Source organism: Syntrophorhabdaceae bacterium (genome assembly GCA_028698615.1).
In the GTDB taxonomy this organism is placed as follows: Bacteria; Desulfobacterota; Syntrophorhabdia; order Syntrophorhabdales; family Syntrophorhabdaceae; genus Delta-02.
Window position 1 is genome coordinate 64235 of record JAQVWF010000008.1, and the last position, 24249, is coordinate 88483.

Annotated in this window: 21 protein-coding genes; 6 read left to right on the top strand and 15 right to left on the bottom strand. The window is 54.0% G+C overall.

The genetic code is table 11. The features are described 5' to 3' along the window. Positions 1-167: 167 nt before the first annotated feature. Positions 168-2306, top strand: a complete 2139-nt coding sequence (locus PHC90_04955) for a bifunctional (p)ppGpp synthetase/guanosine-3',5'-bis(diphosphate) 3'-pyrophosphohydrolase (GenBank protein ID MDD3845692.1) — start codon at positions 168-170, stop codon at positions 2304-2306. 197 nt (positions 2307-2503) lie between these two features. On the opposite strand, the gene rpmB is transcribed toward PHC90_04955, so the two are convergent. The 9 genes from rpmB to PHC90_05000 form a co-directional block, all read right to left on the bottom strand. Continuing rightward, positions 2504-2695 carry a 50S ribosomal protein L28 gene (gene rpmB / locus PHC90_04960; protein ID MDD3845693.1) on the bottom strand — a complete coding sequence of 64 codons (192 nt, stop codon included), beginning with the start codon at positions 2693-2695 and terminating at the stop codon, positions 2504-2506. Positions 2696-3198: 503 nt separating this feature from the next. Next, positions 3199-3684 carry a DUF192 domain-containing protein gene (locus PHC90_04965; GenBank protein MDD3845694.1) on the bottom strand — a complete coding sequence of 162 codons (486 nt, stop codon included), beginning with the start codon at positions 3682-3684 and terminating at the stop codon, positions 3199-3201. 66 nt (positions 3685-3750) lie between these two features. After that, on the bottom strand, positions 3751-5409 hold the full coding sequence (locus tag PHC90_04970; GenBank protein ID MDD3845695.1) for an FAD-dependent oxidoreductase: 1659 nt from the start codon (positions 5407-5409) through the stop codon (positions 3751-3753). A gap of 136 nt (positions 5410-5545) precedes the next feature. Beyond that, positions 5546-5815 (bottom strand): hypothetical protein, encoded by a 270-nt coding sequence (locus PHC90_04975; GenBank protein ID MDD3845696.1) that lies wholly within the window; start codon positions 5813-5815, stop codon positions 5546-5548. A 46-nt stretch (positions 5816-5861) separates the two neighbouring features. Beyond that, the gene (locus PHC90_04980; protein MDD3845697.1) at positions 5862-6182 is read right to left on the bottom strand and encodes a ferredoxin family protein; all 321 of its coding nucleotides are present in this window, start codon (positions 6180-6182) and stop codon (positions 5862-5864) included. Positions 6183-6202: 20 nt separating this feature from the next. After that, positions 6203-8191: an FAD-binding protein gene (locus PHC90_04985; GenBank protein ID MDD3845698.1), complete on the bottom strand. Its 1989-nt coding sequence runs from the start codon at positions 8189-8191 to the stop codon at positions 6203-6205. A 230-nt stretch (positions 8192-8421) separates the two neighbouring features. Further along, positions 8422-9129, bottom strand: coding sequence for a FadR/GntR family transcriptional regulator (locus tag PHC90_04990; GenBank protein MDD3845699.1), 708 nt, complete (start codon positions 9127-9129; stop codon positions 8422-8424). Positions 9130-9265: 136 nt separating this feature from the next. Continuing rightward, positions 9266-11146 carry a TRAP transporter fused permease subunit gene (locus PHC90_04995; protein ID MDD3845700.1) on the bottom strand — a complete coding sequence of 627 codons (1881 nt, stop codon included), beginning with the start codon at positions 11144-11146 and terminating at the stop codon, positions 9266-9268. A gap of 46 nt (positions 11147-11192) precedes the next feature. Then, positions 11193-12248, bottom strand: a complete 1056-nt coding sequence (locus tag PHC90_05000) for a TAXI family TRAP transporter solute-binding subunit (protein MDD3845701.1) — start codon at positions 12246-12248, stop codon at positions 11193-11195. Positions 12249-12806: 558 nt separating this feature from the next. Here PHC90_05000 and PHC90_05005 point away from each other — a divergent pair. Further along, positions 12807-13508 carry an MBL fold metallo-hydrolase gene (locus PHC90_05005; GenBank protein ID MDD3845702.1) on the top strand — a complete coding sequence of 234 codons (702 nt, stop codon included), beginning with the start codon at positions 12807-12809 and terminating at the stop codon, positions 13506-13508. Between the two features lie 253 nt (positions 13509-13761). On the opposite strand, the gene PHC90_05010 is transcribed toward PHC90_05005, so the two are convergent. From PHC90_05010 to PHC90_05030, 5 genes are read right to left on the bottom strand one after another with little or no spacing between them, the layout of a single operon-like run. Beyond that, positions 13762-14190 (bottom strand): ACT domain-containing protein, encoded by a 429-nt coding sequence (locus PHC90_05010; GenBank protein ID MDD3845703.1) that lies wholly within the window; start codon positions 14188-14190, stop codon positions 13762-13764. A 3-nt stretch (positions 14191-14193) separates the two neighbouring features. Continuing rightward, positions 14194-14733: a 2-oxoacid:acceptor oxidoreductase family protein gene (locus PHC90_05015; protein MDD3845704.1), complete on the bottom strand. Its 540-nt coding sequence runs from the start codon at positions 14731-14733 to the stop codon at positions 14194-14196. Next, positions 14730-15467 carry a thiamine pyrophosphate-dependent enzyme gene (locus PHC90_05020; GenBank protein ID MDD3845705.1) on the bottom strand — a complete coding sequence of 246 codons (738 nt, stop codon included), beginning with the start codon at positions 15465-15467 and terminating at the stop codon, positions 14730-14732. Before PHC90_05020 ends, PHC90_05015 begins: the two co-directional genes overlap by 4 nt. Positions 15468-15469: 2 nt before the next feature. Continuing rightward, positions 15470-16534 carry a 3-methyl-2-oxobutanoate dehydrogenase subunit VorB gene (vorB, locus tag PHC90_05025; protein ID MDD3845706.1) on the bottom strand — a complete coding sequence of 355 codons (1065 nt, stop codon included), beginning with the start codon at positions 16532-16534 and terminating at the stop codon, positions 15470-15472. After that, positions 16531-16740 (bottom strand): ferredoxin family protein, encoded by a 210-nt coding sequence (locus tag PHC90_05030; protein MDD3845707.1) that lies wholly within the window; start codon positions 16738-16740, stop codon positions 16531-16533. Before PHC90_05030 ends, vorB begins: the two co-directional genes overlap by 4 nt. 339 nt (positions 16741-17079) lie before the next feature. On the opposite strand from PHC90_05030, the gene PHC90_05035 reads away from it, so the two are divergent. Genes PHC90_05035 through ybgF form a run of 4 tightly spaced genes read left to right on the top strand, consistent with a single transcriptional unit; the run spans position 17080 to position 20672 of the window. Beyond that, the gene (locus PHC90_05035) at positions 17080-17979 is read left to right on the top strand and encodes a selenium metabolism-associated LysR family transcriptional regulator (GenBank protein ID MDD3845708.1); all 900 of its coding nucleotides are present in this window, start codon (positions 17080-17082) and stop codon (positions 17977-17979) included. Continuing rightward, positions 17966-19258, top strand: a complete 1293-nt coding sequence (locus tag PHC90_05040; GenBank protein MDD3845709.1) for a hypothetical protein — start codon at positions 17966-17968, stop codon at positions 19256-19258. Before PHC90_05035 ends, PHC90_05040 begins: the two co-directional genes overlap by 14 nt. A 49-nt stretch (positions 19259-19307) precedes the next feature. Continuing rightward, positions 19308-19847: an OmpA family protein gene (locus tag PHC90_05045; GenBank protein MDD3845710.1), complete on the top strand. Its 540-nt coding sequence runs from the start codon at positions 19308-19310 to the stop codon at positions 19845-19847. A 3-nt stretch (positions 19848-19850) separates the two neighbouring features. After that, on the top strand, positions 19851-20672 hold the full coding sequence (gene ybgF, locus PHC90_05050) for a tol-pal system protein YbgF (GenBank protein MDD3845711.1): 822 nt from the start codon (positions 19851-19853) through the stop codon (positions 20670-20672). Here the strand turns inward: ybgF and rpoC are convergent. Then, positions 20669-24249, bottom strand: a 3581-nt coding sequence (gene rpoC, locus PHC90_05055) for a DNA-directed RNA polymerase subunit beta' (protein MDD3845712.1), incomplete at its 5' end; no start/stop codon positions are given. The two genes, ybgF and rpoC, sit on opposite strands and share 4 nt — an antisense overlap.

A 24249-nucleotide genomic window follows, 5' to 3' on the forward strand; every position in this document is an offset into this window, starting at 1 on the left:
TCATTTGGCGCAGCATACGGTAATATAAAGATCAGGAAAAGCATGCGATCAGAGATATCCCTCGCAGATAGTCAAGGAGACAAGCAAACACATTCCGGCCCATCTTTCCGTACGAAGGCACCTGTTTTTTTCGCAGCCCTGGTCCTGCGCCATAGACGGGAACACATATGATACGATTTAACGACATCGTCGACGAGGTTCTGACATACAACCCCGATGCCGATGTTGAGCTTCTCCAGAGGGCGTACATATTTTCCGCCAAGGCGCATAAAGGACAGGTGCGCCTGTCCGGGGAGCCTTACCTGATACATCCTCTCGAGACAGCTTATACGCTGACGAAGATGAACCTCGACATCCCGAGCATAGTTTCGGGCCTCCTCCACGATACCATCGAGGATTCCTATGTGGACAAGAAGGAGATCGAAGAGTATTTCGGCAAAGAGATCGCCGAGCTTGTCGACGGCGTAACAAAGATAAGCAAGATCCCCCTCAAGACGTCGGAGGAATCGCGGGTTGAGAATTTCCGCAAGATGATCCTCGCCATGAGCAAGGACATCCGCGTGATCCTCGTCAAGCTGGCGGACCGGTACCATAACATGCAGACCCTCAATTTCCTCTCCGCGGAAAAACAGATCGAGATTGCCCGGGAAACCTTTGAGATATACGCTCCGCTGGCCCACAGGCTGGGCATAGAATGGCTCAGGGCCGAGTTGGAGGATGCGGCCTTCAAGTACCTCAAGGCGACGGAGTACAAGCTCATCGCCGAAAATATCGCTCAGAAGAAGAAGGAACGCGAAGCCTATATCAATGAGGTCATCGCGCTTCTGCGGCAAAAGCTCGACGAGTTCCACCTTCAAGCCGACATCTTCGGAAGGGCCAAGCACCTCTATAGCATATACCGCAAGATGTCCGTGGAAGGCCTCAACATCGACGACATTTACGATATCATCGCCTTCAGGGTGGTCGTGGAAACGATAAAGGAATGCTACGAGGCGCTCGGCATCATCCACGCCGCCTACAAGCCGATACCGGGCAAGTTCAGCGATTATATCGCCCTGCCCAAGGCCAACATGTACCAGTCGCTGCACACCAAGATCATAGGCCCCCACGGCGAAAAGATCGAGATCCAGATAAGGACGAGGGAGATGCATCGCCTTGCCGAGGAAGGGATCGCCGCCCATTGGAAATACAAGGAAGGCCAGGTCTTCAACCCCAAGGAAGACAAGATCTTCGCCTGGCTCCGCCGGATCATCGAATGGCAGCAGGAACTCAAGGACAACAAGGAGTTCATGGAGATCTTCAAGATCGACCTCTTTCCCGATGAGGTATACGTCTTCACGCCCAACGGTGATGTGCGGGAGCTTCCCAAGGGGGCTACACCCGTCGATTTCGCGTATGCCATCCACTCCGAACTGGGCCACCGGTGCGTCGGCGCCAAGGTGAACGGCAAGCTGGTACCCCTTCGATATACTCTCAAGAGCGGCGACACCGTGGAGATCATGTCGAGCCCCACGCACAAGCCGAGCAAGGACTGGCTGAGCTTCGTCTCCACCTCCAAGGCAAAGACGAAGATCAGGCAGTGGATCAAAACGGAACAGCGCGAAAAGAGCATCGAGCTTGGCCGCAGTCTTCTCGACAAGGAGCTGTCCAGGCACAGCATGAGCTTTTCCCGGCTCCTCAAGAACGGTGACTTCCTGCCGCTCGCCAAAGAGTTCAGTTTCGAGGCCGTCGATGACCTCTTTGCCGGCGTCGGTTACGGACTCTACACCCCGCTGCAGGTCGTGGGCAAGATCATCCCCGAGACGGAAAAGCCCGTCGGAAAGATCAAGACAATAATCAGTTCGTTAAAGAAGGGGCGCGACAACGCAATAAAGATCAAGGGTATCGATGGTCTCGTCATACGCTTTGCACGATGCTGCAATCCCATCCCGGGCGACAACATCATCGGCTTCATAACCCGGGGGCGCGGCCTCACGGTGCACGTCGGAGACTGCCCGAACGTCCACACATACGACGAGCAGCGAAAGGTGGAGGTCAGCTGGCAGCTCAGCAAGGACTACACCTTCCCCGTAAGGTTCAAGGTAACGGGGAGTGACCGGAAAGGACTTCTTTCCGATATCTCAAGCGTCATAGCCGCCAACAAGGTCAACATCCTGAGCGCCCAGGCGATGACATATCCCGACAGGTCCGCGGCGGGCATCTACGAGGTGGAGATCGAACACATGTCCCAGTTGCAGAAGGTTATGAAATCTATCCAGAAGATAAAGGGTGTGCGGTCAGTCGACAGGATGAGAAGTCTTACCTAGAATCAAATAACCAATCACCACATTCCAATAACCAAAGAAAAGGCAATAGCTAACGACAAAACATACAGGAAACTCTCAGACGCGAAAGAATTGCGATCAACGAAGCGGCGCTCTTCGTTTGGTTATTGATCATTGGTAATTGGTCACTGCTCTGTTCTATTGGTTATTGAGATTTGGTGATTGGTTACTCTCTTCTCTCAGACCGCCTTTTGAAAATTGCCTTTCTTGATACACTTTGTGCAGAGTCTTGCCTTGCGGGTTTCGCCGTCCTTCACAATGCGGACGGTCTGCAGGTTCGGCAGCCATTCCCTCTTGCTCTTATTGTTGGCGTGGCTGACGCTGTTACCGTTTTGTTTTCTCTTTCCGCATATATCACAGATCCTTGCCATTTTTGACCTCCTGACCTAAGTCCAGATGCATTTTCTTCTTAAAGACAAAGATTTTACTCGCTTAGGCAACGTATGTCAATAGTTTTGTCCTCGCCCCCGTGAGGCTGGATGCCCGGAACGTCACGGCAACTCAACATGGAGGACTTGTCCGACAGGTCCTGCAGGTCGCACCGCCGCAGGGCCCGAAACCCGCGTATCTTTCCCCGAATTCTCCAATTCGCCCGCCCTCAATGATATCAAGAGGATGAACACTCCCGCCTTCGTGTCGAATCTGAAACTCATGAAAATGATTGGTCAAACATTACCGAAACCTATTCATGACACAAATGCATGGGTAAAGTGAATTATCTCTATAAGTATTGAAATCACTCCTGTTTTCTTCCTGCCCAAACACAAGGCAATAAGGGCAAAGTCCTTTACCATCATTAGCTTGGGAACCCATTTCCACAATTTTTCAACAGGAAATCCACAATCGTTGTGGAAAACACCGCAAACGGTGAGCGTCAGCGGGGGGCGCCAATTCTGCCGAATCGTGCCGTTATCCCCGGAACGATGGAGCATTCCTTCGCTTCGCCTGCGTTGACCTCGAAAATGTACCGCACCGGATAGCGGGAGCTGATCTGCGTCTCGTCGCGGGGCCGGGCGCCCCGGTGGACATGGACCACCTGGTACCGCCCGTTAATAAAGATCAGGTCCAGGGGGATATACGTATTCTTCATCCAAAAATGATGCATGTCATCCCGGTCGTTAATAAAAAGCATACCAGTGCGCCGCCTTATGGATGTTCTGAACATCAATCCCTGAGCCTGCTGCCGAGGGGTCACCGCCAGTTCCGCCTCAAAGCGGCAGAGCTCTTCCTTGTTCCTGTCAAAGAAGATGACATGCACACCGGGCAGGTCTTCCGGGTGTGCGGGAATAACGGCGACCACCATCACACAGATCAACACCAGGCAAAGATTCCGAGCGGCGCCCGCCACAGTGCTTTTCATGGATAACATGTGCTAATGGTGCTCCAGTGCCGACAAAAAGTCAAGGTATCGACCCAGGCGATTGGCTCAGGATAGTTTCTGTGTGGCGATGTAGGTCTTGTATCCTCCACTCAAATTCTTTGATCTGAAACCTTTTTGCGCCAGAATACGGTGGGCCGCGTACGATCGTGTTCCAACTTCACAGTAGGTGATATACATCTTGTCCCTGTCCAGCTTCTCAGTTCTCTTTCTCAGTCTCCTTAGGGGAACATGCAGTGCCCCTTCTATCGGAGAACTCCTCATCAGATCCTCCATATCTCTCACGTCCACCAAGACCGCGCGCCCGGCATCGATGTCCTTCAGATCCTTGCTGTGCACTATTTCGTGATCGCCTTTCAGTATGTTGGATGCGACAAAACCTGCGACATTGACCGGATCTTTCGCGGAGGAATAAGGAGGTGCGTACGCCAGGTCGATCTCTTCCAGGTCGAAGACCGTCATCGATCCCCGAATGGCCGTGGCCAACACGTCAATGCGTTTATCAACACCCGCCCCGCCCACGATCTGACTCCCCAGGATGCGACCGGTTCCGGGAGAGAAAACAAGTTTGATCGACATCATCTCGGCTCCGGGATAGTAGCCTGCATGAGAGTTCGAATGAGTATAACTGATCAAATGAGGTATGCCGTTCTTCCTGAGCACCCTCTCGCTCGTCCCTGTGGACGCCAGCGTCATGTCGAAAACCTTCACCACCGATGTTCCCAGCGTCCCGGTGTATACCGTTCTTCGTCCCAGTGCGTTGCCCGCCGCAAGTCTTCCCTGTTTGTTCGCCGGACCCGCGAGTGCCGTCAGGGTAGGCAGGCCTGTAACAAAATCGGTAACCTCAGCCGCGTCTCCCACTGCAAATATGTCAGGGTCGGAGGTCATCAGCAGGGCATTCACCTTGATGCCCCCCAATTCTCCTATAGCCAAACCGGCCTGACGTGCAAGCCTGTTGTCCGGTCGCACCCCCATCGAAAGGACGAGAACATCACAGGGTATGCTCTCACCGCTTTCCGTCACAACCGCTGACACCATCCCCTGTCCCACCAGAGACGAAATACCGTGCCCGAACAGGCAACTCACCCCATTTTCCAGAAGATGCCCCTGTACTGCGGATACCATTTCATGATCAAAGGTATTCATTACCTGCGGCAGCTTCTCAATTAATGTCGTCTTCACGCCTTTTTTCGCAAGATTCTCGGCCATTTCAAGACCGATGAAACCGCCTCCCGCTACAACAGCGAAGCAGGGCCCGGTCCTGTCCGCATACGCCTTGATGCGATCAGCATCAGGGATGCTCCGGAGACCGAAGACATTTCCAAATCCATCATACCCCGCGGGGAGACCTGCCGGTTCGGCCCCCGGTGAAAGGATGATCTTGTCATACCTTTCCCGGTAGCTTTCTCCTGTCACCACATTATTTACAGTAACCTCTCTGGCGGTCCTGTCGATCGAAACAACATCGGAAAATATCCTCACGTCAATGCGGTACCTGGCCTTAAAATCCTCCGGGGTCGTTACGAGAAGGTCCTCCCTCGTCTTTATCACATCCCCGACATAATAAGGCAGACCGCAGTTTGCAAATGAAATATACTCTCCCCGCTCAAAGAGGACGATATCGGCATCCTCGTCCAGCCTGCGCGCGCGGGCGGCGGCGGTGGCTCCGCCCGCAACGCCTCCGATAATCAACAGCTTGCACGTCATATGGCCACCCTCTCATATTTCCCCTGGCTCGTCGGTAAACCACATACTCCCTATGAAAGCCCGACGAATGGGATCGGACGCCCGAAAGGCCGGGCATAAAGCAGAGGGCCTTTCCGGTAACCGTCTCTTTTGATGATCATGTCTTACTGCAACCCGATTGGGAGTACCGGGCACCATTGACGAACTGCTCTACCCGTGCCTCAGCGACGGACTTGAAGACCGCCGCGCTGTCGTCGGAATCGTCCCCGGCCTCTTGTGCGGCATGCTTCGCCAGCTCATTCACGAGATCCTGCTTTGCCGCATTCGATCCCAGATCACGGCGCAAAGCGGACATCGCTTCTCCCACATGATCAAAGTCGAATACATCCTCAATGACTTCCTTCGCCTCTTCCACCGTTATTGCCATGTTGCCCTCCATGTCTCCTGGTCGACCCTTGCACAAGGCCCTGGTCTCATGTCCGTTTGATCTCCCCCGTCTCTTTGTTCTTAAAGTGCACCCGCATCATCAGGGGATGCCGCATCGTGAGACATCCCTCGGGACATTCTCCCACACAGCAGGCCGCATACCAGCATTCTTCAGGATACATAATGATCGGCGGTTTGCCCTTTTCAGGGTTCGCCACAAGCACGTCGGTCGTACATATGGTGACACACTTGTTGCATCCCGTGCATCTCGCCTCGTCGATCACCACGGGCATGCCGGGGGTCGGCTTGTTGGGGAAAGCGTAGCACCTGTCCCCGCCGCCATCGGTTTTCGTTCTTTCTTCCTTCATGTTCCTTGCCTCCTGCCTGTTTACGCTTTTTTCTTTTTCAGGAATCCCCTGTAGGTCGGATTATGCGCCTCGTAGTTCTCGGCGAGATTGCCGTGAAAATCGAGGGCAAGATCTCCGGTCTTCGTCGCCCCGTCAACCTGTTTGATGGTGACCCATTTGTGCCACTCAGGGGGATCCATCTCGGGATGATCCTGACGGAAGTGACCGAGGATCTCGCTGCTTGCCTTTCTTGCCAGACATGCCTGGAAAATGATCTCATCAACGGTAAGGATATTGTAGGTCTCCAGGACGCGAAGGAGGATGTGGGGATTGCTCGCATACGTCTGTGGGTAGTGCTCGTTCTTGATATCTTCGATCCATTTCAAACCCGTCTTCATCATGCCTTCGTTCCTGACGGCACCGCAGTAATTCTGCATGGCCCGGGCGCCGGCGAAACGCAGTTCCTTCCAGTCTATCCAGTCCTTGCCGGATTTCCTTTTTGTCGGTGCGTAGACCCTTGCTCTTTCCCGCTCGATCTGGCCTGCGTCGATGTCCGGGGGAACCTGGAGTTTCATCGCATATTCGGCTGCCTTTCTGCCGGCGTACCTTCCCGTGGCGCAGGCGTGATACCAGTAATTTCCGGCCAGTATGGCGTCGCCTACGGCATAAAGGCCCTCGAGGTTTGTCCTCAAGTCCCAGTCAACCACAACCTCACCGCCATTACCGAAGGCCTCCATACGGTAAGGCCCGAGCGCCATGGTGCTGTCCATGCTGGGATAGGGCTCGCCGCTTAAGGTGAAATAATTCTGGAGCATGTCCCTGTGCGAATTGAACCCTGCCGCTTCGTAATTTATGATCACGGGGATCTTTGTGCGTCCCTCGTTTCCCACCATGAGACCCCAGATGGCGTCTCTTTCATACCAGGGCATACCCGCAAGATCAGCGTATAAAGGAAGGACAAATTCCCCCTTCTTGATGCGATCCTCCAGGTCGGCGGGCATGGTCGGTTTGCTGTAGAGGGGATCACGGGAGCGTTCGGCTATGAACTTCTGTCCCGGTCTCGGCCGGCACCGCTCTTCCACTGGCACCACATTGCCGTTGGCATCAAGATAGGGAACCTCCTTGCCGTTGGCGTCAACAATGGTTGCCGGGTGCCAGGTGTTCCACCAGTTGCCCGTACCGTAAGACGGATATTCATATCCCGGCGGCATGGCTGCCCTGCTTCTCTCCATCTGTGCAAGTTCGACACCTGCCCTCCACATGATGGCCGGCCCGTCGCCTGTGATATTTGGTTTGAAGGTGTCGATGCCGATGGATTCCGTCGAGAATCGCCAGCTGCCCTGGTGACAGTTCATGGCGTTTATCGTGGCTTTTGCCCTGAACACATAGAATTCGCCCGTTCGCATATGAAACCCGGTGGCCCCGACAACCCTCGCGCCTTGCTTTCCTCCTTCCGTAAGGAGACTGGTGGCTATGACCCTGTCGAAGACCTGAACGCCGAGCTGCAGACACTCATTGAAGATCGCCGGTTTGAAGGTTGCACCCCAGACGCGGAATTGGAACCGGTTCTCGTAGTCGTAGCAGTAAACGAATTTCGTCTTCTCGTCCCTGAAAGGCGCACCTTTGAACTTATCGTCCAGGTCCCTTACCTTGGCGCCCATCTTCTCTATCTCAAGAAGGGTATCATATGCCTCTCTTGCGGCGATATAGCGCGACAGTGAGTTCGAGTAACCCTTGAAGGTCACTCTCTCCCATTCAACACAGTCCTCAGGCGTGACCTTTGATGCCGGGTTGGGAGTGTTGAGCCAGTGGTCAAAACCGGAACCGCCGCCGGATCTTTTGGGATATGCCTTGTCGAGAAGTGCGACCTTCAATCCTTTCTTCGCGGCGCTTATTGCCGCCATGCACCCGCCGGGACCGCCGCCGAGAACCACCACGTCCACATCGATATCGTTCTGCTTGTCATACCTGACAGGATAGGGCCATTCGATCATCTGGCCTGTTTGAGTCACCGCATCTTCCCAGTTCATAATGCCTCCTTCAAGAACTTGATAAACCCGCTATTGTCACCCGGGGCACAGGGTGCAAGAAACCGCGATAAGGGCGGCAAGGCCCCGTCACAATTCTACTGTCTTATCTTAGTATGGACTAACCAATAGACCATACGTAAGTATGGACCATATCCAAATTATTTGTCAAGGAATTTGTGCCGGAAAAAGCATTTTCTCACACTGCCCTGCGGCAGCGCGGAAGCGCTATATCATGTGGTAAGCTTCGTTGTATGTTCCGTGTCTATTGCCATCAGTTCGTCACAACGGACGCGGTCCTTCTTTTCCAGCGCCTCGATGATGGCATCATGACGCGAGTATGTGTTCTTCACATATTCTTCGGATTGTATCGATCTGGGATACACCACATCGAGAAGCTCGAGGATCGATTGCAGCATCACGCTCAAAAGCGGATTGCCGGCGATCTGTGCTATGGCCAGATGAAAGGCGCTGTTATTCGCACGGAGCCTTCCCCTGTCCTCAATCTCGGCAAGCAGCCTTTTGTTAAGCTCCCTGAGTCTTTTCAAATCCTTCGGTTTTGCCTTCTCCAGGGCCAGCCTTATTATGGCACATTCTATGGCTCTTCGGGCCTCGTAGAAAAAGTGGAGACTGAGCTCTCCGCCGTGAAACATATCCGAAGCTGTGTCGAAAAGGGGTTTGTGCAGGTTGCGGACCACAAATGCACCCCCCGCCGGCCCCGTCCTGATCTCGATAAGTCCGGCCTGTTCAAGGGCCTGGATGGATTCTCTGACCACCACCCTGCTTACGGAAAAAAGACCCGCCAGTTCCCTCTCCGGAGGCAGTTTATCATCGACCGCAAGTTTCCTGGAATTTATGAGACCTTTCAATTGCGACACGATCGACTCGTGCAGCTTCGCCTTTCTCGGAGGACTCAGCAGCTTGGTAATGTCTTCTTTCACCCTACGTCCTGCATCCTTTTTTTGAACCAATTATATCACCTTTATCAGGGAGTCTCCACAATTATGCAACACTTCACGGCATCGCACCCTCCCACTCCCGTGAAACTGAGCCTCCCGCCAGAATAGCCGCCTCGGCCTACGCCGCGACAGTCTCAACCCTGCTCGTGCGAGCCCTCATCCTGTGCCACAACCATACCGCGACAAACACAGCCGCGCCAATCGCGGCCAGGGTTACACTGCGCTGAACCAGCCCGGCAAAACTGATCACGCCCGCCCCGAAGAACAGTCCCCGCTCCTTCAGATTGAGGTCCGAAAAGAGGAACCCCACCAAGGATATCTGGAGACTGACAAGGCAGATCAGCGAGCCCATAATGGCCACAACGGCAAATCCCAGTTCCAGCGGCTTCAGGAGAAGTACGGGACAGAATACGAAGATGTACGGGACACAGAATCCAGCCAGGGCAGCTTTGCAGGATTCCTTTGCCGTCTTCATGTACGGCGCCTCCGCTATCTTGGCCGTGATAAGCGATACAAGTGCAACGGGAGGGGTCAGGAAAGCAAAGACGCTTATGAACATTGCAAAGAAATGCCCTACGTCAAAGGGCACACCCATCTTCTGGAGCGCGGGCACCGCGAAGATCGTAACGATCATGTATGCCGTCAGCGAGGCCCCGGCACACCCCATCGCCACCGTCACGATCTGTATCAGGATCAATGCCAGCAGCAAACTTCCCATGCTCCACGCCTCGATCCCGAGGACAAGCTTTACGCTCAAGCCGCTCATGGTCAGCGTGGCGAGGATAATACCCACCGCTGCCGTGGTGACCCCAATGCCGGCCGCCTGTATGGTTCCCGACACGAAACCGTTCACAAATTGCTTCAATGAAGGTCGTGTCTTTTTACGTATCAGCGCTATACCCACGGTGGTGACTATGGCCCAGAAGCCTATATAATTCACCGAGAACCCGCGGGCCATCATCACCACTATGAGAAGGATGGGCACAACGAAATTGATGGATGATATGGCGAGTTCCTTTCCATCGACGGGTTCCCTGGCGGCCATGGGCAGCCTGTGTTTTCCGGCAACGAGGTAAACATACAGGCCGACAATGCCAAAATAAAGGATCGCGGGGAATACCGCCATTTTCGCGATCGTAATATAGGGAATTCCGGTCATACCCGCCATTGCGAAGGCGCTCATTCCCATAATGGGAGGCATGATCTGTCCCCCGTTGGACGCCGCGGCCTCGATGCCTCCCGCCTCCTCCGGTTTAAAGCCAAACCGCTTCATGAGTGGAATGGTCATCGTCCCGGTAACCGCCGCATTGGCAGCCGCGCTGCCCGTGATCATGCCAATGCCGCAACTTGCGACAACAGCCATCATGGCCGCACCGCCCCGTACCTTGCTCATCACTATCTTGCCAAGTGTGAGAAAGAACTTGTCGGCGCCGGTGCCGGACAGTACGCCTCCGAAAAGGATGAAAAGGAAGAGGTAATTCGCCGATATGGGAAGAAACGCATAGATACCGTTGTCCAAACCGACGGAAAGGTTCGTCATGGTCTGTTCGAAACCCATGGATTGGATCGTGAACGGTGCCGGCAGCTGGGCGCCGAAGAACCCGTATATGACGGCACCGATGGCCATGACGGAGAGGAACCAGCCTGTCGCCAGCCTGGTCGCCTCAAGGACAAGCAGTATGGCCACGATGCCCGCCGCGAGGTCAAGGGGAGAGTTGAAATAGGCGCGCTGCTGAATGTCCTCCCAGTTCAGCTGGATATAACCCAATGCAAGGATGGAGGCGGCCATGACGAACACCAGCCATAATCTCAGCGGCGACGATTTTGTGTCCCTCGCTGCCCCAAGGAATACGACGACAAGGCTGAACAACAGGTGCAGGTTCAGGTAGGGTACAGATGAGAGCAGGAGAACCTGAGAAGAAACCATCTGGTAGATGACCATCAGTAATGCCACGATTATGACTGCAACCTTGATTACGCCGTTCATGCCGTCCTTCATTGCCGCCTCCCTGCCAAAGTGCTGTGAAAAACACGGAGCATCGATCCTACTTGATCACGCCCGCGTCCTTGAGGCTCCCCATCTGTATCTTGTTCGCCTTGTAAAACTTCACGGCTGCAGGATGCATTCTGGCTTCAGGCACCTCAACTGCCGCAGCGGTCTTTTTCGTGATGACCCGTGCTGCGGGGCTCAACTGCTGGAACTTGTCGACGTTCTCCACGTAGATCCTCAGGATCTCCGTCACTACCTCGTCAGGCATGGACACATCTACGCCCCAGTTCATGCATTTCCCCAGGGCCGTTGTGGGTTCCTTCTGGCTCTTGCCGATGTTGCCCGCGGGAATCGTTACAATCGTTCCCGGATGACCCGTAGCCTGTTTCATCTTTGTCAGCACCGACTTATCGATGGAAATTGCGTAGACCTCCTTCATTGCGAAAAGCTCGTTGAGATAGGGTGAAGGCTCCCATTTGCCTGAACCCACGGGGTTGATGCCGCCATGGATCACGTCCACTGTCCCGTCCCTGGCCGCATCCGTCATGGCATTCATCCCGAGAAACTGATATTTTGGTTTGACACCGGCGACCTTGAATATCTCCTCGAATGCAACCGCCTTCGACGAAGCCTTTGAGACGTTGGAGATCACGGTGCTCTTTCCATTCATCTCCGCCAGCGTCCTGATCTTGGAGTTCGTCGTGAGGAGAACGTCCACCGTGAAACCGCCGAAAGCGATATGGCGGAAATTGTTCAGATCGTATTTACCGGCAAAATTCTTCCAATCTCCGATCTGCCGTTTGGCGGCCCACACCTCGTCTTCAACCTGGAAGAAGACAAGGCTCTTTCTCTTCTCCGGTTTCATGATAAGTGTTTTCATGTCCACCGCAGGGCCCCGTCCCTCACGCGCGATCGCCTTGACGATCTTGCTGTTCTTGTTGATGAGCTCCGCCCAGTACACCGCAATGGTGTAAGGGTTGGTGCCCGTCCAAAGACCCGAGATCTCAACCTCGTACTTCTTCGCCTGCCCGTATGCCATGCCGCCAAACAAAAAGGTAAACAGAACCAACAACACAAACCCGGTGCAGAACAAACCATGTTTTTCTCTCATCTCATGTTCCCCTTTCTATTTTGTATTTGCTTCTCATTCGTTCCATATACAGTCCAGTTCACTCTCTGGCTGCCGGACCGCAAGAGCAGGACCATCTGTCCTGCCGCCCACAAAATGAACGGCTCCCTGCAAGTTTTCCTGTGTCTGGGATGAAGTAAGGGCCGGCGGGAGGCAAAACCTGACCGAGGAGCCGTTCTCAGGGTTAAGACGCATGAACTTTTCTCGAGCACAACCTGACCGGACGATCCCAAACGTAAAGGGCCCGGGAATATTTCATCGCTGTTCTTCGTCTTTTGCATTAGCATCCAGGCTCTCTTATTGGTCTATTGACCTATTGGTCCGACCATAGCAAGTTTATATCATTAACCGTGGGTGCGTTGTCAAGAAATATTTCTGAGCCATTGCCGGCATTATCCCAAACAATCCCGCATCGGCCGTCTTTACACTTTTGCGTTTGATCATTGGGATTTGGTTATTGATTATTATCCTCTTCTTTGGTTATTGTAATTTGGTCATTGTTTATTACCTTATTCTTTTGATCATTGGTTATTAGGAATTATGGGACCTCAACGAATCAATGAAATTCTGTGGCGCGTGGCCGGGGCGGATATGACCAATCCGCGGGATAGTGCCGTTTATCTTCTTGATTGCGGCGAACCGGTGCTCATAGACTGCGGCTCGGGGCACGGTTTTGAGCGCATGGTCGATATCATTCGAAAGGCTGGCTTCGATCCCGATGATATCAAGACTCTCGTCATGACCCACTGCCATGCCGATCACATCGGTGCCGCGCCGCTTTTGCGCTCTCGCTTCGGTACGAAACTCGTCATACATGAAGAAGACGCGGACATTGTCGAACGCGGGGATATACGACTCACCGCCTCCTTCTGCTTCGATGTCGATTTCAAACCCCTTGCCGTTGACAGAAAGCTTGCTGGCGAGACAGGGACGCTTCGCTTCGGCCCTGTCGACCTCAACTGGATCCACACGCCCGGCCACACGCCCGGTTCGATCTCTCTCTTCATGGATGTGGAGGGTGAACGGATCCTCTTTGCCCAGGACATCGGTGCACCCCTGCTCACAGAATTCGACTGCGATCCGCCGGCATGGCTTGAGTCCATAAAGAAGCTCTTCGCCCTGCAAGCTGATGTGCTCTGCGACGGCCACTCCGGTGCCTTCGGCCCGAAGGATGTCGTCAGGCAGTATCTTGAGTACTGCCTCGCCTCGCAGTATAAACAAGGCTACATCACCGCCGGGTAACGATTGGTTCGCCTTTCGCCCGCACTGTGCCCCACCTTTCGGTCAATTCTCCGATTTCCACCGACCGTCCTCCCGGGCAAAGGTGCTCCATTGCCTGCCTGAGAATATCATGACCGCCGATGAACTGCGCACCACAACGCGTCTTATGCTCTTGAGGGAACAATAAAAAGGGCATCATCTGAAGACCTGACGGATGAGTGAGAAAATCTCTTCGAGGAAGGCAACGAAGCTATCTGTGTGGATACAACCGATATCAGATGCTGTAAACTTCTTTGCCCAGTGTCTTCACCCAGTTCTGTGCCAGCACCTTTTGGGCCTCCTCGGTCCTGTCAACACCGAGGATGACAATGGCGTTGCCCGATACTCTGCCCAGGTGGGGATAGAGGTAATGAACGTTGATACCGGCAGCCCTCAGCGGCTTGAGGACGGCAAGGAGACCTCCCGGATGATCCGGGGTCTCGACGGCAATGACACCTGTCTCGCGGGGATTGAAGCCGTTGCCCTTGAGAATGTTCCTCGCTTTTTCGGGGTCATCGACGACAAAACGGACGGTGCTGATGTCCGACGTATCGGCGACGGAAATGGCGCGGATGTTCACCCCTTCGCGCCCGAGCAGTTCGCTCACATGGGAGAGGGCGCCGGGTGTATTCTCAAGACTGATGGACAACTGCGTGATGACCATTAGCTACTCCTTGACGTAATTAAAGCCCGTTTCGAGGGCTTCCTTGTTCAGCTTGATGAGCTTTGACTTCCCTTCGCCTAGAAGCTCGGCAAGGTTTTTTATCATAACATCGAAGGATATGATGTTGCTCGCCTTAATAAGTGCTCCAAGCATGATCATGTTGGCGACTTTTATTGTTCCCAGTTTTTCCGCCAGTTCGCTCGTGGGGATGGAGAGAACCTCTATGTCGCTTCTCATTGATGTGATATTTACGAGAGAGGTATTGACGCACATGAGGCCTCCCGACTGAAGGATGTTCTGGAACCGGTTGAAGGAAGGCTGGTTCATGGCAACGACAAATTCCGGTTCGGAGGCCACCGGGGAAGCGATCTCTTCGTCGGAAACCACCACGGTGCAATTCGCCGTCCCGCCACGCACCTCGACGCCATAGGACGGAAGGTAGGTAACATATCGGCCTTCAAGCATCGCCGCGTTCGCGAGGGTAAACCCCATGGAAAGAACGCCCTGCCCGCCAAAACCTGAAAATATCGTCTTTGTCGTCATGAGACCTCTTTTACCACGCCCAGGGGAAACTGTTTCGTCATCACTTCATCTATCCATTGGCATGCCTCGACGGGATTCATTTTCCAGTTGGTAGGGCATGGCGAGAGAATTTCCACCAGGGAAAAACCCTTCCCGTCAAGCTGGTATTGAAAGGCTTTCTTGATGGCCTTCTTTGCCTTGATGACGGCGGCGGGCTTGTTGACCGTGACGCGTTCCAGGTACGCTGTCCCGTCGAGATTGGAAAAGACCTCGCATATCCTCACCGGGTGGCCTGCGAGGATAGGGTCCCGTCCCTGGGGAGTCGTCGTGGTTACCTGGTTCGTCAAGGTTGTCGGGGCCATCTGTCCGCCCGTCATCCCGTAAACACCATTATTCACAAATATGACCGAGATCGGCTCGCCACGGTTTGCAGCGTGAAATCCTTCCGCCGTACCGATGGCGGCAAGGTCGCCATCCCCCTGATAGGAGAAAACGAGATTGTCAGGCAGCACTCTTTTGATACCTGTGGCCACCGCTGCTCCACGGCCATGGGCCGATTCCAGCGTATCTATATCGAAGTAATTGTACAAAAGCATGCCGCAACCCGCCGGTGCAACACATATCGCCTTATCGCGAAGGCCCATTTCATCAACAATCTCCATGAGAAGCCGATTGATGATGCCGTGCCCGCAGCCCGGGCAGTAGTGGAAGTGAGCTTCCTTCAACGTTTTAGGTCTCGTGTATCCCTTTTTCATCGCTACTTCCTTCTCGCAGCCATATAATAGTGGCGCCCTATTATCCGGTAGAGTTCGACGGGTGTGGGGATAACACCTCCCGGTCTGCCATAGAAGTGGATGCGTCCCTTTCCTGCCAGCGCCAGCTTTACATCCTCGATCATCTGGCCCGCGCTCATCTCAAAAACAAAAAAGTCGCGGACAGTTGTCGCCAATTCCTGAAGAACCGCGGAGGGGAACGGCCATGCGGTGATGGGCCGTATCATGCCGACCTTCATGTTCTCCTGGCGCAGTCTCCTTATGGCACCCTTCACGATGCGGGCCCCGATACCATAGGCAATGACGACCATATCGGCGTCGTCCGTCATGAATCTCTCGTAGCGGACCTCGTTCTGTTCCATCCGCTGGTACTTCCTGACGAGCTTCCAGTTGTGCTCTTCCTCTTCCTTCGTGTCGAAGAGAAGGGACCTGACCATGCGCGAAGGCCTTCCCTTCGCACCCGTCAATATGTAGTCCTTCGGGTATTCCTTCGGAGGCTCGATGTTGTCGAAACTGACGGGCTCCATCATCTGGCCGAGCATGCCGTCGCCCAGGATGACGACCGGATTCCGATACCGGTCGGCAAGGTCGAAGGCCAGCGGAACCACCTCGGTGAGTTCCTGCACGGAACCGGGGGCGAGGACGATGGTCTTGTAATCGCCGTGGCCTCCCCCACGTGTGGCCTGCAGGTAGTCCGACTGCGCCGGGGAAATGTTGCCCATGCCCGGTCCGCCGCGCACCATGTTGACAACAACGGCGGGTAGTTCATCGGCGGCAAGATAGGATATGCCTTCCTGCTTGAGACTCATCCCGGGGCTGCTCGAAGATGTCATCGCGCGCGCACCGGCAACGGACGCGCCAAGAACCATATTGATGGCTGCTATCTCGCTTTCGGATTGAATGAAAACCCTTCCCAGTTCCCCCATTCTTTTCGCCATGTATTCCGTCAATTCGTTCTGGGGCGTGATGGGGTACCCGAAGTAGCAAGTGCAGCCGGATAGGATCGCCGCCTCTCCGAGGGCGGCGTTGCCGCTCATGAGCTTTTTCAACTCTTCATCACCTCTATGGCAACTTCAGGACACATGACAGCACAGGTGGCGCACCCGGTACATTCCTTTCCGTCATCCAAGGCGGCAACGAAATAGCCTTTGGCATTGAGCCTGTCGGAAAGCTTGATGACCTTCCCGGGACAAAATTCGATACAAAGCGCGCAACCCTTACAACGTTCCTGATCAATACTGATCGTACCTTTCATGGAAAACCAACCACCTCATTAAATTGGAAAGCGATTAAGATTAGCAACACAGGGATGCGCTTGTCAACGTTTTTGTAAATGCCGTTGCCTGTGTCCTATTCCCTGAATTCACAGAATTTCGTTGCAAACGGTTCCTGTTCCTCCTATATTGATTCATACGCAGAATGACTATCATGTCTTTTTTTTGGAATACCCGGGAACATTGCATCGGGGCCATGACACCTAAAACAATATGGGATTTCCATCTCGAGAAACCTTCCTTCACCGGGTCAATGCTTTGAGCGGCAAGGGGAACATTTTTATTGCATTTGCCGGTGTATCTGTCTTAAGGTTTTATGAATGGAATTAAGGCATATCGAGACTTTCCTCAAGATCGCCGAACTCAGGAGTTTTACCAGGGCAGCGGATGAACTCTGCATAACCCAGCCCACGGTGAGCAAACAGATCGTCGACCTCGAGCGTTTTTTCGAGGTGAGACTCATAGACCGGACAAAGCGCACGGTGACACTGACAAAGGCCGGTGAGATCCTCCTTCAATATGCCCTCGACATGGTCAGCCTGAAAAGGGACACCATCGAGGCCATAGCTTCCTTCAGGGGTCTCAAGAAGGGAAAAATGACCCTCGGGGCAAGCACCATCCCCGGTATCTATATCATGCCCCGGCTTCTGAGCGCCTTCAAGAAACGCTATGCCGGCATCAATTTAGAGCTTGTCGTATCGGATACAAAGGACATTATCGAAAAGATGGAGAACGGCCTGCTTGACATCGGAATGGTCGGCGCAAAGAGCGAAACAGCCAAGATCGAATTCAGGAAGCTCGTCGACGATACCATAATCTTCATCGCTCCGCCTGACTTTCCCGACACCCTGACGGTTGCACAGCTTGCGGAGTGCCCGATCATCTCGAGAGAACGGGGCTCGGGCACGCGCAACACCCTGGAAACATCGCTGGCGAAAATCAGGGATTTCCGCAAGAGAGGTCTCAGCATCATCGCCGAACTCTCCGACAACGAGGCCATCAAGCATGCTGTTATGAACGGCATGGGAATGGCCTACGTCTCGAGAATTGCCGTGGCCGGTGAAATGGCGACGGGAGCCCTCAAAGAGATCACCGTTCAAGGTCTGCCTGAAATCAGGAGATCCTTCTTTACGATCACCCGAAAAGGAAAGACGATCCTTCCCCAGGTGAAGGTTCTTATGGAAATAATTGACAGATGGAGAAAAAATGAAAAAGTATAGTATCATGGCCGTCATGTCTGCTTTTGCAGTCATGCTGCTCATAGCACCTGCTTCGCAGGCAAAGGTTTACCTGGATGTCTACGGCACAACCTTTAAAAAGATCACCATCGGCGTACCGTATTTCAAAGGAGAGAAGGCGGCCGGACCTTCTTCGGAGATGAGCGGGCTCCTGAACAGGGACCTCGACCTTTCCGGGTTCTTCATCACGGCGCCGGCCACGCTCATCGACAAGGAACTTTTGGACGAGGGCGTGGAAAAGCAGGAGGTCAAGTTCGCTTCCTGGCGTTCCATCGGGATCGATCTTGTCTGCAAGGCACGGCTCCAGGTCAAGGACGGAGACCTGACCCTCGAGGCCTTTGTCTATGACACCCTGGATGGCTCGATGATGCTGGCGAAACGCTACCGGGCAAAGGAGAGCGAATGGAGGCGCGTGACCCACCGGCTTGCGGACGACATCATATTTGCCGTCACCGGAGAAAAGGGCATCATGAGCTCCCGTATCCTCTTTACCGCAGGCCGCAGAAACCTGAAAGAGGTCTATCTATCCGATTTCGACGGGCAGAACGTGACGCGTCTCACCAATTACAGAAGTATCACGCTTTCGCCGTCCCTGTCCCCTAACGGAAAATATCTCGCCTACACATCGTACCGTGAGGGCAGGCCTAATCTCTACATCTCCGATTTCGACAAAAAGAACCAGATATTCGTCGACCGTTCGGAAGGCATGAAGATCGGCACGGCCTGGCTCAATAACTCAACGCTCGTTTATTCCCACACGTCGGGCAGGACCTCGACCATCTATACCTACGACGTGGGGACCCGCAGTAAGAAGGTCCTTCTCCAGCGCGATGGCATCCTTACCTCCCCGACCGTCTCACCCGACGGCTCGAGGCTCATCTTCGTATCCGACATGTTCGGAACACCCCAGATATTCTCAAAGGCGCTCCCGGCGGGAGAGGCCAAAAGGCTTACTTATTACGGCAATTACAACAGTGCCCCCTCCTTCTCGCCGAAGGGTGATCTCGTCGCATTCGTCGCAAAGGTATCGGGTGGCTTCGAAGTGTGTACAATGAATCCCGACGGCTCGAACCAGAGGGTACTCACCAATGATGGCACTGTGAATGATTCGCCGCAGTTCTCACCCTGCGGCCGCTATATCATCTACACTTCTTTAAAAGGAGGCGTAAATAAGGTCAATGTCATGCTCTTCAACGGCGACAACAAGAGAACTCTGCGCTTCACCGATTTCGCCGAAGAACAGCCGAAATTTGCACCATAGCGGGGCGATAAGAGATAAAAGGAAGTGAAATACAAAACGGGGAGGATTTATGAAAAAGATTGCAGTTCTACTGGTGGCTTTGATCTTCGTCGCCGTGGGGTGCGCGCCGAAGGCAGTTCAGACCACGCCCCCCGCCACAGCCACAACAGGGGACAGGTCATTATCGGATAAGGACAGGACAGGTATCAGCGAAGAAGAACTGGCAAAGGCTGAGCGTGACCGGCTCCTGAGAGAACAGGAACGTCTCGCCGGGATACTAAAGGATGTCCTCTTCGATTTCGACAGCTACGCCGTCAACAGTTCGGAATTACCCAAGATAGAAGGGGTAGGCTCCTTCATGAAACAGGACCGGAGCGTGAGGCTCGTTGTTGAAGGCCATTGTGACGAAAGGGGCACCGTTGAGTATAATCTTGCCCTGGGGCAGAAAAGGGCGGAGGCCGTGAAAGACTATCTTCTTAAGCTCGGCATAGATGGCGGCCGGATCCGGACCATCTCCTACGGGAAAGAGATCCCCGTTGAATCAGGCAGGACCGAGGAAGCCTGGTCGAAGAACAGGCGGGCCCATTTTAAAATTGACCAGAAGGGGTGAGCAATGGATCACAGATTCTTTATTGGCGGCAAGGCACCTTTCTCCTTTTCGGCCTTTCCCAAAGGTCTCCTGGCGCTATTGCCGATCCTCTTTGTTTTCTGTCTGGGAGGGTGCGTAACGACGGAAGAAGCCGGCAAACTGCAGGGAAGCATGAGCAACCTGCAGGGAGATTTTTATCAGTTCAGACAGGACACGGAGGCGCGGCTTTCCAGGATCGAAAAAGAACAGCAGAACCTGGGCAAACAGGTCGTCAACATGTACTCCTCAGTGGACAGCCGTGATGATAAGATACGCACTATCATGGGTAAGCTCGACGAGCTTGACTACCAGATAAAGACCTACTGGGCGGAAACAAAGGGCATGACGGCTGCGAGACGCAGCCCCGAACAACTCCCCCCGATATCCACACAAGATCCGAAGCAGCCCGCAAAGACCCCCACCCCCAGGACGGATGCGCGGTACGAGGAGGCCTACAAGGAAGCATTTGAAACCTTTCAGCGCGGGCAGTACGACAATGCCGTGGTCAAATTTATGGCCTTCACTGAAATGTACAGCGGCACGCCCCTCGCTTCCAATGCCTTCTACTGGATCGGCGAATGCTACATGAACCTGAAGAACTACGACAAGGCGATACTCTATTTCCAGGAGGTCATCGACAAGCATCCCAAGAGCGAAAAAGCGCCAAGGGCCCTTCTGTCACAGGCGGAGGCCTTCCGGCTGACAAACGATAAAAAAAGCTCTACCACTCTCTTGAAAAGAGTGATAGAGCTTTATCCGAAAAGCGAAGAAGCTGTAATAGCGGAAAGGAAGCTTCGCAACCCCTAATTCACAATCTCCGGAAGGACTTCCTCAACAGGAAGTTCTTCCGGCTTATCCAGAACGTTCATATCGTAATTCCGGTATTTCGGATAACCCGTTCCAGCCGGGATGATCCTTCCCATGATAACATTCTCTTTCAAGCCTCTCAGGTAGTCGACTCTGCCCTCGATCGACGCCTGCGTCAACACCTTCGTGGTGTCCTGGAAGCTTGCCGCGGAGATAAAACTATCCGTTATAAGTGATGCCTTGGTGATGCCGAGGAAGAGCGGTTCAGCCTGTGCGGGTTTTCCGCCTTCTGCCAGGACGCGCCTGTTCTCCTCATCAAAGACCCACCACTCCACGTAATCGTCGATTATAAAATTCGTATCGCCTATATCCCGTATTTTTACCCTCTTGAGCATCTGCCGCACGATCGTCTCGATGTGCTTGTCGTTTATCTTGACGCCCTGAAGCTGATAGACCTCCTGGATCTCATCGACGAGATATCGCGCAAGGTCCTTGAGGCCGAGTATCCTCAACACATCGTGAGGATTGACAGGGCCATCCATAAGGGCTTCGCCCGCTTTCACGTAGTCGCCCTCGTGGACGATGACGTGCTTGCCGCGGGGTATCGTATATTTTCGAGGTTCACCGTGCACCGACTCGGGCGTCACGACGATCTCTCTCTTGCCCTTGGCCATCTTCCCGAATGTGACAACACCGTTGATCTCGGTAACGATTGCGTTCTCTTTGGGCTTGCGGGCCTCGAAAAGCTCGGCGACGCGTGGCAGACCACCGGTGATGTCCTTCGTTTTTGTAGTTTCCCGCGGCATCTTCGAGATAACGTCGCCGGCAAAGATCTCGTCGCCTTCATTGACAACGATGTGTGCGCCTATGGGGAGTATGTAGCGGGCGGGGCTGGTCGATCCGGGGATCATCTTTGTCCTGCCCTTCTCATCCTTGATAGAGATCCTGGGACGAAGCTCGGGGTTCTTGGGCTCGATGATGACCTTGTAGGAAAGGCCCGTCACCTCGTCCTTGCTCTCCTGCATGGTGTCGCCCTCAAATATGTCGCCATATTTGATCCTGCCCGTCTCTTCGGAAAGTATGGGAATGGTGTAAGGATCCCATTCAGCCAGGGTTTCACCTTCTACCACGGCCTGTCCGTCACTGATCCTTAGCTTTGCTCCGTAGATTATGGAGTAGCGCTCTCTTTCCCTTCCCGCATCGTCCAGGATGGCAATCTCGCCATTGCGGTTCATTACCACAGGTACGCCTTCGCGGTTCAGAATAGCCCTCACATTTATGAATTTGACGATACCGTCGTTTCTTGTCTCGAGAGTTGACTGCTCGACCCGTCTCGATGCGGCACCGCCGATATGGAACGTCCGCATGGTAAGCTGGGTACCCGGCTCGCCTATCGACTGCGCCGCGATGATGCCCACGGCCTCACCGATGCTCACCAGGCGCCCGCGAGCCAGGTCACGACCGTAGCAGAGCACACAGACACCCCTTCTCGACCGGCAGGTAAGCACGGAACGTATCTTCACTTTTTCGAATCCACCTTCCTCAATAAGCTTGAGATGGTGCTCGGTTATCTCTTCGTTCTTGCGAACGATAACAGCCCCGTCGGGATCTTTCATGTCTTCAAAAGAAACCCTGCCGAGGATACGTGCGTCGAGGCGCTCGATGACCTCGCCTCCCTCGATAAGGGACCCAATCTCGATGTAGTCGAAGGTCCCGCAGTCGTGCTCGGACACAACCACATCCTGGGCGACGTCGACAAGCCTTCTCGTAAGGTAACCGGAATTGGCCGTCTTCAAGGCCGTATCGGCAAGACCCTTTCGCGCGCCGTGGGTGGAAATAAAGTACTGAAGGACGTCGAGTCCCTCACGGAAGTTGCTGGTGATGGGCGTTTCAATGATCTCACCGGAAGGCTTCGCCATGAGCCCCCTCATCCCGGCAAGCTGTCTTATCTGCTGTGCGTTGCCTCTTGCACCGGAATGAGCCATCATGAAGATGGGGTTGAGACTGTTCTGGTGCTCCGGCTTGCCGTTCGGCCCAATGACGGGTTTCCCTGTCATGTCGAGCACGACATCGGAACCCAGCTCATCCATCAAAGCCTTTGCTATATCTTCCGTAACGTTTGCCCAGATATCAATCACCTGGTTGTACCGTTCACCGTCCGTTATGAGACCTTCCTGGTACTGGTTCTGAACAGTCAGAACCGAATCTTCCGCTTTGTCGATAAGCCCTTTCTTCTTCTTGGGAATCTTCATATCATCGATGGAGATCGATATGCCGCCCAGCGTAGCATAGAAATAACCAAGGTCCTTCAATCTGTCGGAGAGAATAACCGTGCATTTCTCTCCGGCGTCACGGTAACATTTGTCGACAAGTGCCGCAATGGTCTTCTTGTCCATTATCGTATTGATGCTCGAAAACATGTCCTTGAGGACCTTGTCCCTCTTCGGCTGCTCCAGCTCCATGAGGGCATCCTGCACGACATCCCGGAGAATTATCCTTCCTGGTGTGGTATCCACCCTTTCATCACCGAGACGCACCGTAACCTTTGCGTGGAGATCGATCTCTCCGGAATCATAGGCAACGCGGACCTCTTCCGAATCGGCGAAGATCTTCCCCTCGCCCCTGCGACACTTGCGGTCGATCGTCAGATAGTAGAGGCCGAGGACGATGTCCTGCGTGGGCACGATGATAGGCTTGCCGTTCGCCGGGGAAAGGATGTTGTTTGTAGACATCATGAGCACCCTCGCCTCGGTCTGTGCCTCCGTGGAAAGCGGCACATGGACAGCCATCTGGTCCCCGTCGAAATCGGCGTTGTAGGCCGGGCAGACGAGGGGATGGAGCTGAATGGCCTTGCCGTCGATGAGCTGCGGTTCGAAGGCCTGTATACCGAGACGATGGAGCGTGGGGGCCCTGTTGAGGAGAACGGGATGTTCCGTGATCACCTCTTCCAGAACGTCCCAGACCTCGGGTCTTTCCTTTTCGACGATCTTCTTTGCGTTCTTGATCGTCGTTGCGTAGCCTTTCCCGATAAGGCGGTTATAAACGAAGGGTTTGAAAAGCTCCAACGCCATATATTTCGGGAGTCCGCACTGGTGGAGTCTCAGTTCGGGACCGACGACGATGACGGAACGGCCCGAGTAGTCGACACGCTTGCCAAGAAGGTTCTGACGGAACCTTCCCTGTTTGCCGCGGAGCATGTCGCTCAATGATTTCAGGGGGCGCTTGCTTGCGCCGGTGACGACCCTGCCCCGTTTCGAGTTGTCGAAGAGGGCGTCCACCGCTTCCTGGAGCATCCGTTTCTCGTTCCTTATAATGATCTCCGGAGCATTGAGTTCCATGAGCCTTTTGAGGCGGTTGTTCCTGTTGATCACGCGCCTGTACAAATCGTTGAGATCGCTCGTGGCGAAACGCCCGCCATCGAGGGGCACGAGGGGCCTGAGTTCCGGGGGCAGTACGGGGACGATATCGAGTATCATCCATTCCGGTCTCACACCCGAGACCTTAAAAGCATCCACCACTTTCAGACGCCGCGCTATCTTTTTCTTTTTTGCGTCGCTCGATGTATCCCGCATGTCTA